The following is a 14276-nucleotide window of genomic DNA, read 5'->3' as shown; positions in this document are numbered from 1 at the left end:
ATCAGTCGCGAGGGAAATACCAGATGCACGCAGAAAACGCAGTATAATTCCGATGCGTAAATCGTTGCACCGATCCTTTGTTAAAACGCTGTTGTCCCAGCCTTCTATTTATTTTTCCAACAATGATTCGGCAATATCACAAGTCATGAATGCTATATAACCAGCTCATGAATCAGCTTTGGATGAATATTCATCCATAATGTTAACGATAACGATGAATCACATCAAGCCCGCCGGTAATTTCAAAGATCGAACCTGTAATCATATCAGAATCTTTGTCACATAAAAACAGTATTGTCCTGGCAATGTCCTCTCCTGTACCTGATCTGCCTACGGGTGTTGTTTTATCATGTATTTTTCTGCTTTCCAAAATGGTCGATTCTTTCATATCACCGACGATATTTCCCGGACAAACCATATTTGATGTAATATGGTATTCTGCTTCCTCAAAAGCAATCGATTTTGTCAGTGAAACCAAACCGCTTTTTGCCGTTGCAAAAGCAGAACGATACAACCAGCCTGAAGCACTGTTCGCACCCTGGAATCCGTAATTGATTATTCTTCCAAACCGCTGCTCCCTCATATAAGGAATTGTCAGCTTTAATAAGTAAAAAGCAGCATCCAAATTTCCGCGCATCATTTCATCCCATTCATCTTCAGTGTAATCTACTAATTTTTTCCTTTCAAAAACAAATGGCCCAGCATTATTGACAAGAAAATCGATTCCACCATGATGATCTACAGCTTCACTCACTAAATTTTCAATGTCCGTTTTGCTTGTTACATCTGTCCTGACAATATGTAGCAATTCACTATAATCAGTTAAATTGTCCATCACTTCTTTTGCTTTCCCATAATTACTCCGATATGTGGTTGTAACCTTATGTCCTGCCTTTAGAAACGCTTCTGTAACCATCCTGCCTAAACCCGATGTACCCGCAGTTATAAGTGCATGTCCCATTTTTGCTCCTCCTTTTTGTTAATGTACAAAAAAGTGAACACGTTATCATGATTGGAATTATATCATAATATACTAGGTATAAGAAGCATCTTGACTAACAGAAAATAACCCACCCTAAAAGGCTTAGGATGGATTATTCTACCTTATTTTTTCTGATTATTATACTTGTGGATAGCCCTGTTATTGGACAAACTGTCTTTGTCTTCAATAACTCCACTTTGATAACTTTCAATCAGTTGGTTTTGTACAGACGCGATACCTTGCTTATCTTCAAATAGCCTATTTTCTTTTTTAGCCAAAAATATCACCTCCATATTTTAGTATGTACACATTTTTATCGCATTACTTTTCCATTTTAAGTAATATATTGTTATCACTATCTGCAAAAAGGGTATATAAATAATACTATAAGAAAAAAAGGGGGAGATTTTAAAATGGATTTTGAGTACAAAAATATTGTTGTTGCTGTTGATGGCTCAAAAGCATCAGAAGTAGCATTTGAAAAATCGCTTGATATTGCAAAACGAAATGAAGCAAAGTTGATTCTCGCCCATGTCGTCGATTCTAGAACATTTGCAACTGCCGAAGCATATGATCGTACATTGGCAGAACGAGCAGAGGATTATGCAACAGAACTTTTAGATGGTTATTCATTAAAAGCAAGGTCAGCGGGTGTTTTTAATATTGAAACCGCTGTTGAATATGGCTCACCTAAGGTAAAAATCGCAAAAGATATCGCAAAAAAACATAAGGCAGATTTAATAATCTGTGGTGCGACTGGAATGGGTACAGTTGAACGTTTTCTAATCGGAAGTGTATCAGAAAGTATAACCCGGTATGCCAGCTGTGATGTCCTAGTGGTTCGCTAAATAATAGTAAAAATAAACGCCTTCCTAATTAGAGGGCGTTTATTTTCTATTTGACATCTTTTTTTATTTCATGTACAACATGTGAAAGCTCGGGGAGAATTAATTTTTCCATAGCCAATTTCACTGCTCCGCCAGATCCTGGAGTTGAAAATATAGCCGTATGGTTACTTACACCAGCTATCGCTCTCGATAGCATTGCAGCTGTACCTATGTCTACCTGGTAACTTAACATCCGGAATAATTCCCCAAATCCAGGCATTTCTTTATCCAGTAGACCTTTAATCGTCTCAATGGTAACATCTCTGTAGGAAATTCCCGTTCCTCCGTTTGTTAGGATTACATCAATATCAGGATTTTCTGAGCCGGTTTCAATCATGTTCCGAATAGCCGATCGATCGTCAGTAACTATTTTTTTAATTACAGTACGGTGACCCGCCTCTTCTAATAAACGCATCATTAGCTTCCCGCTTTTATCTGTTACATCTGTTCGTGTATCGCTAATAGTTATAATCATACATCCTAAATTCTGCACATCACGTTTATGTTCTTCAACTGACACATAATCCACTGCCTTTCAAAAAATATTTTGATACAAATTTACCAAAACATTTATCACGAGGTTAATCTTACTGTATCACGTGCAATCATGACCTCTTCATTAGTTGGAATGACAAATACTTTAACAGGTGAATGCGGATAATTTACAAATGTTTCTTTTCCTCGGGTTTGATTGAGAGAAGGATCCCAATATACTCCCATAAACTCTAAACCTGTTAACACCTTTTCTCTAATCGTAGAGCTATTTTCTCCTACTCCCGCAGTAAAAATGATCGCATCTACACCAGACATTCTAGCAGCGTATGATCCAATATACTTGTGAATACGTGCTGCGAAAACATCCAAAGCTAATTCCGCACGTTCGTTCTCTGAAGCTTGTTGTTCAATATCCCGTAAATCACTTGAGAATCCTGACAATGCAAGCATACCGCTTTTTTTATTCAAGACATTTATCACTTCATCTGCTGATTTACCAGTCTTGTCCATTATATAAGGGATTAGTGCAGGATCTATATTGCCGGAACGGGTACCCATTGTGACACCAGCAAGCGGTGTAAATCCCATAGAAGTATCAATTGATTTACCATATTCAATCGCAGTAATACTCGCACCATTTCCCAAATGACAAGAAATCAAACGTAATTGTTCAAGTGGAATGCCCAATAGTTCAGATGCTCGTTGTGAGACATATTTATGTGATGTTCCATGAAATCCGTACTTACGAATTCCATAATCTTTATAATATTCATAAGGCAAACTATACAAATATGATTTCTCAGGCATGGTTTGATGAAACGCAGTATCAAAGACGGCAACCATTGGCACATTAGGCAAAACCTCTTTAAAAGCTTTTACCCCTGTCAAATTGGCCGGATTATGAAGTGGTGCTAAATCAGTCACTTCTTCAATCTCGTGTATAACTTCATCCGTAATCTTAACAGAGTCCATAAACCGCTCACCGCCATGCACAATTCGATGACCAATTGCATTAATTTCGTCAAGTGATTGGATAACACCAGAAGTCTTTAAACGATCTAATAGCCATTTAACTGCAGTTTCATGGTCAGGAATATCAGCAACGACACTATCCTTCTCACTGTTAATTGTGATCGTAAACACAGAATTTTCCAATCCAATTCGTTCAAATAATCCTTTTGCTAAAACTTTTTCTTCTGGCATTTGTATCAATTGATATTTTAAGGATGAACTTCCAGCATTTATCGCCAAAATATTAAGCATCTTAATCAACCTCGCAATCAAAATATTCTCTAAACCAGCCATTTATTTGGTTAAGTATGTTATCCATTGCCTTTGCATCTTTAAAGGAAGGAAGATTAACTAGCAATGGCTGCTTTTGTGTACTAGTATTATTCCCTTTTTTCTGTAGAACAAGGATACTTTTAATATTTCTTTTCGATTTAAATGCACTTTCAGGCAAGCGCAAAACACCTATAATATGTGCATTCTCCTGAAGAAATGCATGAAGTTTATCCGATTGGTCACTGTCAAATAAAAATTCCGGAATAACAAAGATTAAATATCCACCATTCTCCGTATACCTCAAGCATTGTTCAATAAATAAATGGTGCGAATACGAATGGCCATTATCCGCCTTTAACGCATAATCACTGGCCCTAATGTCATCGGGGTAATATCCCACAGGTAAATCTGCAACAATTAAGTCAACAGGATCCATTAAGAATGGTCGTAGGCTGTCTTGGTGGAAAAAATCAACCTTTACTTTTTGCAGGTTTGCATTTAATAACGAAAGTTTAATTAGCGTTGGATCAACTTCACTTCCAAATGCCTCTGTAGGCTGCTTTATTTGATTCATAACTGAAGTTAATAGGTTTGCAGTTCCGCTGGCTGGATCAAAAATTCGTACCTTTTCTTTGTTTTTTGTTAATTTTTCTGCCAAATAACCGACTAACAATGCGACAGTGTCAGGGGTCATAAGATGCTGCTGCTGTGTCGAATCTTTCATTCCTTTCAAAATGGCTAACTGTATTGCCCCCCGTATTTCAACTGTTTGAAAGTGAGAAAGCTTAATTTCCTGTAAAGCCTTCTGTATTTTTTGTGTTAATATATCATCTATATCGTCTGTAACGTCTTGGTAAAATAGACATTCAAGTAAAGTTGCTAAACTATCTAAATATGGTTTGTTATCATGAAGCTGAATTGTTTCAGCAGTTTTGTCCAACCATGTGTACAGTTTTTCAACGTTTGTGTTTTCCATAAAATTTCCTCCGTCTCTAACTTTTTAAACGATATCTATTGTACCAAATGTTCACTGCAGATGTACAAAAAAAGCCCTCTCACTAATAATTAGCCAGAGGACTTATTACTATTTTTAGTTAGCAGCCTTGGCCGCTTCCAATGCTTTATCATAATCCGGATGATTAGTTACCTCATTTACATATTCCACATATGTAACTTTGTTATTAGAATCAACCACGAAAATGGATCGTGACAATAAACGTAATTCTTTAATTAAAACACCATATTTCTCGCCGAAATCTGCGTCTCGATGATCAGATAAAGTGTCAAGATTTTTAATTCCATTTGCAGCACACCAGCGTTTTTGCGCAAATGGCAGATCCATGCTTATAGTTAATACATGGGCACCGGCAATTTTATCTGCTTCTTCGTTAAAGCGCCTCGTTTGTTCGGAACATACACCTGTGTCAATAGATGGTACCACACTTATCAGTTTCACTTTCCCTTTATAATTATCCAACGTCACTTCTTGTAAATCATTTGATAACACTGTAAATTCCGGAGCATTATCCCCGACTTTAATTTCCTTGCCAAGAAGTGTTACAGGATCTTGATGGAATGTAACATCAGCCATATCAATCATTCCTCCTAATAATTAATACCTTCCACTTTTATTATGAAGAATATTCCAGCGTCTGTCCATCAATAAAGCTAAAGATAATAACAAACATTGTGTGAACAATTAAATATCATAAATGGATTGGTGTGATTTCTTTTCATTGCTTTCACTTTCTTTAGATTCTTTTTGCTCATTATCTTTTCTTTTAGATTTTTTTGATTGACCCGATTCCTTTAACATTTGCTGAATCTTTTCGACTACTTGTGGTGCGAAATCAATCATTTTTTCAAATAAATGCGTATTTTCGTCTAAATGAACCATCTTAATTCCTTTAGCACTAACAATTAAAAATGCAACAGGTGTAATGGAGACACCTCCGCCACTACCGCCGCCAAACGGCATGCCAGATCCGGAGTCTTCACTGTCACCTTTATCTGAACCTTTCTTTTTACCACTAAATTCACTGCCACCTGCAGCAAAACCAAACCCAACCTTAGACACAGGTATTATTACGCTTCCATCAGGTGATTCTACAGGGTCTCCTATAATTGTATTGACCTCAATCATGTCCTTTAAATTTTCCATTGCTGTCGTCATCAAACCTTGTATTGGATGTTCACTCATAAAAATCCTCCTTGTCTAAATATATACTTCCTTTTTCAGTGACGATTTTCGTATCACTTTAATAAGTGCGTACATAGCTTGCCCTATTCTAATTGATACAATACAATCAAATTTCGAGTCGATAAATTTCCGCTGAAAATTGGGTAAAACAGATATAATTGGTTCACATTCTAATGTACTTATGGTACCCGCGAACCCTATTAATGACCCTTTTATTGTCCATAATCCACCGGCAGCAATCCCTGTAGAACTGACATCTCCAGTCCCAAAAAAAGTATTCCATTCCAATCTATGTACATGCATTCTTTCAAAAAAAGTTCTCGCTGCAATTGTAAGGCTGCCTATTGTTTCAAAAACACTGTGTGCAAGACTATCTACATACTTTAAGCTTTCGATAAACGATTTTCCTTTAAATGGATTTTTCCATAAATCTTTGTTTTCAACTTCATCAAGATCTATAACCTTGTTAAGAAGTTGTATTCCATAAAAACGGATCCTTACAATAATTAATTGACTATCCTGTTTATATGAAAATGTTATATAGATATTTACTTTTGAAATTAAAAGCAACAAACAAAACAAAATTACCCCAATAGCAACCCAAAACAATTGAATCAGCTCCATTAAGTAGAAAACTATACATTGTTACTATTTACCAATTCCAATTCAATAATTCCTATTTATTAGGAAAATCTATATTAAAGTGATAAAATTTACTTAAGACTTTCTTAATTGGGGTGACCAATAGTATGCCAAATCGAAAAAACATATTTTTTTATGATCAACAAGATAATGAAATGGAAAATACACTTCGTCCGCTATTTGATTTAGCGTTAAGAAATGATTTCACAATTGTGAACGATGCAAAGGATGCCAGTATAATCGTTAGTATTGGCGGCGATGGTACATTTCTGCAGGCAGTGAGAAAAACTGGATTTCGCCAGGACTGTCTATATACTGGAATCACTCGGTCAAATGAGTCTGGACTATATTGTGATTTTAATTTGGACAACTTTGATGAAATGCTTCACACAATGGTTCATGAGGAAATGGAGGTTCGGCGCTTCCCAGTAATTAATGTTAAGGTAAACAATGAATCATCATTTGACTGTTTAAATGAGGTAAGTATACGGTCAACTATAATTAAGACAATTGTAATTGATGTACTGATTGATGATATGAAATTTGAAACATTTCGCGGTGATGGTTTAATTGTTGCTACACCAACAGGAAGTACAGGATACAATAAATCAACTCAAGGAGCAGTCATTGATCCCAAGATTCCATGCTTCCAAGTTTCCGAACTAGCGTCATTAAACAATAATCGTTATCGTACACTTGGTTCGTCTTTTGTATTAAACAGCGATAGAAAATTAACTTTGGATATTGTTCAAAGCGGTAATGATTATCCGATTATTGGTTTAGATAATGAGGCGTTTCCTATTAAAAATATTCAAACAGTTACGGTATCACTTAGTAACAAGGTAATAAAAACAGTTAAACTGAAGAATAATTCCTATTGGGACAGAGTAAAGCGAACATTTCTATGATATATGCGAAAAATCTTTATCACCTTCCTCGATAAGGGTTTTTTGATAACAACTTCAACATGCGACAGACCATTTCTGATTTCATATACGGACAATGTTTCCATGCTAGTAAAATCCATTGCAGGTTCATCTGCATAGAAACTGCCAGTTGTATTTATTGTTATTCTTAATTTTTGACAATCAAAAATAAGGCTGCCCCAAGTCAGAGGCAGCCGTTTAAGCCAGTTGAATATTTTAATTGTTATTGTTGAGTACCACCAAATTGTTGTTGTGCAGTACGCACTAAACGTTTTGTGATTTCTCCACCAACAGACCCGTTTGCACGAGAAGTTGTATCAGCACCAAGTTGTACGCCAAATTCTTGCGCGATCTCCATTTTCATTTGATCTAATGCTTGTTGTGCACCAGGCACTACTAATTGATTTGAATTATTAGAAGCCATGATGTTCTCACCTCCTTGGTACTTATAGAATGTGTAACAAGGAGATAAACAATACATGCAACAAATTGGTAGTTGTTGTTAGTTAGACCAGATTACAGTAAATCATTAAAATCGTTTTCTTTCTCATTTTGATCTGTTAAGGTGACAACTTCAATTCCTTCAATTGCTTCTTGAAGTAAATCGGTATAATCTGCTTGGGATTCAAAGTAATTTACCTTATCCCTCTTAGGTTTCGTTTTTGGTGATTTTGGAACAAATATTGTACAACAATCCTCATATGGACGAATTGAGATGTCATACGTGTTTATTTTTCGCGAAACTTTAATAATGTCATTTTTGTCCATTGCAACTAATGGGCGAATAAGAGGGTAGTTGGTAACTTCATTAATTACATTCATACTTTCCATTGTTTGGCTGGCAACTTGTCCAAGACTTTCTCCATTTGTCATGGACAATATATTTTCATTTCGGCAAACTGCTTCACTAATCCGCAGCATCATCCGACGCATAACAGTCATCGCATACCCATCAGGAATATCTTTAAAAATTTGCTGCTGCAGTTTAGTAAATGGAACAAGATGAACGTTTACGCTATTCCCATACCTTGTTAATTTTTGTGCTAAATCCAATACCTTTTGTTTTGCTCTCTCACTTGTAAATGGAGGTGAATGGAAGTGAATAGCTTCAATTTCAACACCACGTTTCATTGCTAAATATCCTGCCACTGGGCTATCAATACCTCCTGATAGTAATAGCAAGGATTTTCCGGATGTTCCAACAGGTAATCCGCCTGATCCTGCAATTACACTAGAAGTTATATAGGTAGCTTCATTCCTGATTTCTATTTTCACTTCAAGATCAGGGTTATGAACATCTACAGTAAATCCCTCCGTATTAATTAACAGATGCCCGCCTACTAACCGATTCATTTCCTGTGATCGAACTGGGAAATCTTTATTAATTCGTTTAACCGAGACTTTAAATGTCTTTACTTTTTCACTACTGTTCAATGCAAATAATGCCGCTTCTTTAATCTTATCTTCATCGTTCCCGACCTTAATTGCCAAACTTAGACTTTGAATTCCAAAGATATCCTTGCATCTTTCCAGTATAGGCTCGGGGTTTTGTCCATGTAACAAAACAAACATCCTGCCTTGTGTACGTTTAACTTTAACATCTGGAAAATCCTTTAGCTTATGCCGAATATTTTCTTGTAATTTTACAATAAACTTTTTAATATTTTTACCTTTTAACGCCATCTCACCATAACGGATTAAAATGTGATCATATTGCATTAGTATCTACTCCATAACTTCTTTTAATTGGTTTACTGCGCTTTCCAGCTCTTGTACAAAAGCCTCAATTTCTTTCCTGGTCGTGTCATAAGAAAGACTTATTCGTAACGCAGATATTGTTCGTTCTTTAGATAATCCACATGCTGCTAATATTCTGCTTTCATCTTTTTGTTTAGACGAACAAGCGGACTTGGTTGAGATAAATATCTTTTTTTCACCAAGCATATGAATAATAACTTCTGGTTTTAAACCAGGAACCGAGAAATTTATAATATGTGGTGCTGCAGGTTTTTCGGGGGTATTGATGATTATCCCATCTATATGCTGTAATTCCTCCCGCAGGTAACGGTGTACTTCAGCAAGATTGCTTCTTTCATTAGCATGACGCTCCTTGATTAATCTAAGTGCTTTAACTATTGCTACAGATCCTGCCAAGTTTTCTGTACCTGATCGAATTGCCTGCTCCTGACTTCCACCATGAAATAAAGGAAAAAGCTTTGTACGATTGTTAACGTACAAAATACCCGTACCTTTAAGACCATGTATTTTATGCCCCGAAATAGTACATAGATCGATACCGCAATTATTTAGTTTTAACGGGACTTTCCCCACTCCTTGAACATGGTCAACATGGAAAAAGAGTTTCGGATGCTTTTTCGCAATTTCTCCTATTTCTTCAATTGGCTGTATGGAGCCAATTTCATTATTCACATGCATTATACTAATTAAGATGGTGTCATTTTGAATGGCATGTTTTAAATCCTCTATTGAGATTACTCCTTTTTCATCAACAGGTAAATAGGTTATGGTGAATCCTAATTTTTCCAAAGCCATACATGCTTCCATTACAGATGGATGCTCAATCTGGGAAGTGATAATATGCTTTCCCCGCGCTTGGTGTTCAAATGCGATTCCTTTTATTGCCATATTATTCCCCTCGGTTCCGCCAGATGTAAAAATAATCTCATTGGTATTCACATGTAAAAGTTCAGCAGCTTGTTCTTTCGCTTTAAACAATAGCTTTTCTGCTTCTCCCCCAAGTTGATGGATAGAGGAAGGGTTAGCAAAAAAGGATTCTGAAACCTGCTGAAAGCTTTTAAGTACGGAAGGATGCGGTTTTGTTGTTGCACTGTTATCTAAATATATCATTTGTTAAATCCTCTCTTGATGTATTACTTAAAATTTGGCTGTTTTTCTCAAAAGACGTAAAATGCGACGTAATATTCTCGGGTCGCCGTCCGGGATCGCTGCGGACGGATGCTTTCCGCGGGCAGCGATCCCGGACTAGTGAAGTGGAATTAATATATGTCGGTACATGCATAGATTGTAATTATTAAATATAAAGTATCTATAATATCTTTAAGATAAAGTATCTATAATATCTTTAAGAAATCATGATTACGTTATAAATACACTTACTAGCAGCCCGTATACACGGAGACTCCTGTGGGAGATGAGGCATCGGTGAGACCCCGGAGCGCGTCAGCGTGAGGAGGCTCACCAGCCGCCCACGGAAAGCGTAGTGTATACGGGCTGCGGGACCAAAGAGCATCCAAAATGAAGCGAAATCACCACAAGTATTTACGTCGCAGTCTACGGAAACAATGTAGCTAAAAACCATAATGTTTAAAAAAATAGCCTGAAGTTTAAAACAATCAAGGCTGACTTAGGAAAAGAATATCATAATATTCTTTGCATAAGACAGCCTTTCGCCTATTCTTTGCTCTACAAAGCAAATATAAAGTCAATGGAAATATTTCCCTTCATCGTAAAACGGGTATTATCAATAATTTGGTTCTTTTCAATCATCTTAACAAATTGCTTGAAAATTTTCTTCATTAACACTCGTCTTTGAATATCTGTATGCTTCAAATAATGACGCATCTTCCCACTGTAAAAATAAAAATGTAATCACGAATGTCTATAATCCCAACAAACAACCACATCTATGATTATACTAATTTCCATTATAACATCTTAACTCATAACCTCTTGATTTTCTTCAATACGTTTTAATGCTCCAGGCTCTATCTCTTCTAATGCTTTTGCGGCATGTTCAAGGGCAGTTTCATATTCATATGATCTAAATAAACTTTCCGACTCAGCTAATTTGGCCGCAAGCAATGGGTACATACTACGATATCTATTCGCATATTGAATTACCTGTTCTGTTAAATAAGCCTGATCAAGCATCATTTCTGTTTTTTCTATAGCATCATCTACAGAAATTTGCGCTTCAGATAAAGCGATTTGCACTTCCGAAATGTCCAATGGCTGCTTTTCCAATGCTCTTAAAACACGGACATTTTTTTCGTTTGCCACCTCAGACATATCCCATATATAATTTGGAACACCCGGAATGTTGCTTTTGTTTAATTTTTTCATGGTTCTATAAAGCAGATTTTTCATTTCGGCTAATTTTTCTTTTGCTTCCAGCTCATCTTTGCGTAAATTATGAACAAGCTTTTTAAATTCTTCATGTTCTTGCTGTAAATCTTCTATTTGCTGAAATCCATCTTCTAATATCACACGTAAATCAGAATGTGCCATATCCTCATTATCCATATCGTCTGAGAGTTCCTCGAATTGCTTTCTTAGCTGTGAAATGGTCTTTTCTAGTGACAAATATTTTTCCATATCGCTATCTTCAAAATAATATGCTTGTTTCAATTGTTCTACTTCTGCTTTTGTTTCATCAAAGTTTGCGCCTAATTCATCCAGCAAATGGCGGTATCTTGGTGTTTTTGTTTCCATATAGCTTTTTGCAATTGCTTCTTTCTCCAGAAGTTGGTACATTTCTTTAATTCTTTCTTCAGCTTCAGAAATAATTGGCTTGGAGTCCGACGTATTTCCTTTCTCCAAAGAATTAACACAATCAAGCAAACGTTGATGATAATTATGTATTTCTTTTTCAAAGCCTAGATGTTCAACACGGTAGCCATCTTCTTTCATCCCTTTCAACCCAGCAAATAAATCATCAAGCTGGGCTGGTAAATCATGTTTACATGCTTTCAATATGGCCGGAAATTCATCGAGCTGCTGTTGAAGTAATTCTAGATTCACTTTCAATTCATCAACAACCTTCTGTGCATCAAAATAATCACCAGAATGTGTTAACGTATGATACTCAGCAAGCTTATCCTCAAGTTCGTCAATTTCAACCTCAAAACGTACTTCTGCTTTGCCATATTGATAGCGACTCTGAGACAACTTCTTCCGCAGCAGCTTAATTTCTGGCTGTATTTGCTCGATTTCAATACGGCTTGATTCCTCCGATTCCAGCAGCTGTTCTAACTCTACCAGCATTTTTTCAATATCTTTTTCAATCGATTGCAATATCTGTTCGGTTTTCCGCAATATTTTTTTAGCAGTTTGGAAACGATAACGATCGGCTGCTTCTTCAGCATCAAATAATTCTTCCTCGATATCTGGCAGTTCCCTTGTCACAATATATTCCCAGCGGTCCTTCCAGGTTTCAAACTTTTCCTGTGTTTCCCCAGACAAATTCAGACTTTTTATTCTGGATATCTGCGATGCTACATTTCGATTCATAATATCCATTTTCCAGCTTTCCAGCCGATCTACAACATCATATATCCGCTTTCGCAAAATAAGGCCAACAATGATCAATGCTATAATTACAAGTACAATTCCAATGAAATATGCCATATAATGCCTCCTAACTCTATTCCTGTGTAAGAGGATGATTTACCAATATACTCTTTCGAAAACAGGTATCCATAAAAAAATGAATTTAAATCCGTCATTTCAGTTATTATTATACTAATGATACCACGTAAACAACAATTTTTGCTAAAAAAAATCAAATAAATTAACGATTTGACAAATTTTTTTATTGGATTTTAAAAAAGGGTCGCCAAATGCAACCTACTTGTTAATTAACAATAAAATCTAACCATTTATTAATGGATTGAACATACTTTTTTACAAACAGCTGATGCGAGTTTTCTCCTATAACCTGATTTTTCCATTCATTCTGTAGTACATATGGTGTAATAAGCATTCCTTTAAGTTGCATAAGTAAGAAGTCACGGTCCGAGATCTGTTTTTGCGGTTTCAAAATAGCGTAAAAGGTTTCTCGGATGTAGTAATTTTCTTTCGCAATGTATGTAACAGCCATTTCTCGTACAAAAACGGAATCAAGTGATAATTCCCGATGAATGAAACAAGAAAATTGATGATTCATTTGTTTGTACTGTATAATGGTGTTTATTAATTTTTTTAATCTTTCCAACTCAGTATCATTCTCGGATTGCCGCAATGTTTCTTCCATTGCTTTTAAGTACGTTTCGTAAAATTGTGTTACTCCGTATTCTAATAAACCTTGTTTACTATTAAAATAATAGCTGATCAACGAAACGTTTACTGCTGCCTTCTCAGCAATATCACGTACTGATGTGCCATGGAATCCTTTTTGAAAAAATAAAGCAGAAGCGGCATCCATTACCTTTAGTTTTGACGGGTTATTTTTCATGGTTTTTCAACTCCTTATTTCACAAATACGACAAAGCAGGCAATTATCCTGCAATTACTTATCGACAATTAATGCATGTAATTGTCGAAATTTACCAATTGAAAGGAAATGTATATGTTTCAAGTTAAAGATTATTCCGGAAATAAAGAAAAGGACTACGAATTAATATTAAAACAGCTTGAAGCTTTATCTGAAGGTGAAAAAGATTCAATCGCAATTTTATCCAATGCAACTGCATTATTAAATCAATTCCTGGACGAGGTAAATTGGGTTGGATTTTACCTGTGGAAGGAAAATGAATTAGTTCTTGGACCATTTCAAGGATTGCCTGCATGTATTCGAATTCCTTTTGGAAAAGGTGTATGCGGAACTGCTATTAAGGAACGAGAAACACAGCGGGTTGCAGATGTCACGCAATTCAGCGGACATATAGCTTGTGACGGGGCTAGCAGGTCAGAAATTGTTGTTCCGCTTGTTGTTAACAACGAAATTTATGGCGTACTGGATATCGATAGCCCTATTACAAATCGATTTGATGAAACAGATCAGCACTACATTGAAAAATTTGCTAAAATTGTTGAAGGCTATTTATGCTGATATAAACTATTTCAATCGAAAAGCCCGGGAAGCGTTTTTCCCTGGCTTT

At 36.0% G+C, this 14276-nt stretch carries 17 protein-coding genes; 3 read left to right on the top strand and 14 right to left on the bottom strand.

What is annotated here, in order from left to right; genetic code table 11:
- Positions 1–202: 202 nt before the first annotated feature.
- Both IEV74_RS00590 and IEV74_RS00585 read right to left on the bottom strand, forming a co-directional pair.
- A complete protein-coding gene (locus tag IEV74_RS00590; protein WP_188453409.1) occupies positions 203–961 on the bottom strand; it encodes an SDR family oxidoreductase in 759 nt (252 codons plus the stop codon).
- Between the two features lie 143 nt (positions 962–1104).
- Positions 1105–1260 (bottom strand): hypothetical protein, encoded by a 156-nt coding sequence (locus IEV74_RS00585; RefSeq protein WP_188453408.1) that lies wholly within the window; start codon positions 1258–1260, stop codon positions 1105–1107.
- Between the two features lie 135 nt (positions 1261–1395).
- On the opposite strand from IEV74_RS00585, the gene IEV74_RS00580 reads away from it, so the two are divergent.
- Positions 1396–1830: a universal stress protein gene (locus tag IEV74_RS00580; RefSeq protein ID WP_188453407.1), complete on the top strand. Its 435-nt coding sequence runs from the start codon at positions 1396–1398 to the stop codon at positions 1828–1830.
- 46 nt (positions 1831–1876) lie between these two features.
- On the opposite strand, the gene IEV74_RS00575 is transcribed toward IEV74_RS00580, so the two are convergent.
- The 6 genes from IEV74_RS00575 to IEV74_RS00550 all read right to left on the bottom strand — a co-directional run bounded on the left by IEV74_RS00575 (position 1877) and on the right by IEV74_RS00550 (position 6472).
- Positions 1877–2389 (bottom strand): MogA/MoaB family molybdenum cofactor biosynthesis protein, encoded by a 513-nt coding sequence (locus IEV74_RS00575; protein WP_188453406.1) that lies wholly within the window; start codon positions 2387–2389, stop codon positions 1877–1879.
- 53 nt (positions 2390–2442) lie between these two features.
- Positions 2443–3627, bottom strand: coding sequence for an acetate kinase (locus tag IEV74_RS00570; protein WP_188453941.1), 1185 nt, complete (start codon positions 3625–3627; stop codon positions 2443–2445).
- 1 nt (position 3628) lies between these two features.
- A complete protein-coding gene (locus IEV74_RS00565; protein ID WP_188453405.1) occupies positions 3629–4624 on the bottom strand; it encodes a class I SAM-dependent methyltransferase in 996 nt (331 codons plus the stop codon).
- 114 nt (positions 4625–4738) lie between these two features.
- On the bottom strand, positions 4739–5239 hold the full coding sequence (gene tpx, locus IEV74_RS00560) for a thiol peroxidase (RefSeq protein ID WP_188453404.1): 501 nt from the start codon (positions 5237–5239) through the stop codon (positions 4739–4741).
- Positions 5240–5347: 108 nt separating this feature from the next.
- On the bottom strand, positions 5348–5848 hold the full coding sequence (ytfJ, locus tag IEV74_RS00555) for a GerW family sporulation protein (protein ID WP_188453403.1): 501 nt from the start codon (positions 5846–5848) through the stop codon (positions 5348–5350).
- Between the two features lie 15 nt (positions 5849–5863).
- Positions 5864–6472, bottom strand: coding sequence for a DUF2953 domain-containing protein (locus IEV74_RS00550; RefSeq protein WP_188453402.1), 609 nt, complete (start codon positions 6470–6472; stop codon positions 5864–5866).
- A 125-nt stretch (positions 6473–6597) separates the two neighbouring features.
- On the opposite strand from IEV74_RS00550, the gene IEV74_RS00545 reads away from it, so the two are divergent.
- Positions 6598–7398 carry an NAD kinase gene (locus tag IEV74_RS00545; protein ID WP_188453401.1) on the top strand — a complete coding sequence of 267 codons (801 nt, stop codon included), beginning with the start codon at positions 6598–6600 and terminating at the stop codon, positions 7396–7398.
- A gap of 241 nt (positions 7399–7639) precedes the next feature.
- Here the strand turns inward: IEV74_RS00545 and IEV74_RS00540 are convergent, their stop codons facing one another.
- From IEV74_RS00540 to refZ, 6 genes are all read right to left on the bottom strand, one after another.
- Positions 7640–7840, bottom strand: a complete 201-nt coding sequence (locus IEV74_RS00540; RefSeq protein WP_188453400.1) for an alpha/beta-type small acid-soluble spore protein — start codon at positions 7838–7840, stop codon at positions 7640–7642.
- A 92-nt stretch (positions 7841–7932) separates the two neighbouring features.
- Positions 7933–9135, bottom strand: coding sequence for a tRNA uracil 4-sulfurtransferase ThiI (gene thiI / locus IEV74_RS00535; protein ID WP_188453399.1), 1203 nt, complete (start codon positions 9133–9135; stop codon positions 7933–7935).
- Between the two features lie 6 nt (positions 9136–9141).
- Positions 9142–10284: a cysteine desulfurase family protein gene (locus IEV74_RS00530; protein ID WP_188453398.1), complete on the bottom strand. Its 1143-nt coding sequence runs from the start codon at positions 10282–10284 to the stop codon at positions 9142–9144.
- A 576-nt stretch (positions 10285–10860) separates the two neighbouring features.
- Positions 10861–11007: a hypothetical protein gene (locus IEV74_RS19625; RefSeq protein ID WP_229683028.1), complete on the bottom strand. Its 147-nt coding sequence runs from the start codon at positions 11005–11007 to the stop codon at positions 10861–10863.
- 105 nt (positions 11008–11112) lie between these two features.
- Positions 11113–12804 (bottom strand): septation ring formation regulator EzrA, encoded by a 1692-nt coding sequence (gene ezrA / locus IEV74_RS00525; RefSeq protein WP_188453397.1) that lies wholly within the window; start codon positions 12802–12804, stop codon positions 11113–11115.
- A 226-nt stretch (positions 12805–13030) separates the two neighbouring features.
- Entirely contained in the window at positions 13031–13630 is a 600-nt protein-coding gene (refZ, locus tag IEV74_RS00520) for a forespore capture DNA-binding protein RefZ (RefSeq protein ID WP_188453396.1), read from the bottom strand.
- A 114-nt stretch (positions 13631–13744) separates the two neighbouring features.
- Between refZ and msrC the strand changes: the two genes are divergently transcribed.
- On the top strand, positions 13745–14227 hold the full coding sequence (gene msrC / locus IEV74_RS00515; protein WP_188453395.1) for a free L-methionine (R)-S-oxide reductase MsrC: 483 nt from the start codon (positions 13745–13747) through the stop codon (positions 14225–14227).
- Positions 14228–14276: the final 49 nt, after the last annotated feature.

This window comes from Virgibacillus oceani (assembly GCF_014638995.1).
GTDB lineage: Bacteria > Bacillota > Bacilli > Bacillales > Amphibacillaceae > Virgibacillus_E > Virgibacillus_E oceani.
The sequence above is the reverse complement of the archived record's forward strand: the minus strand, read 5'-3'. Positions and strand labels throughout refer to the sequence as shown.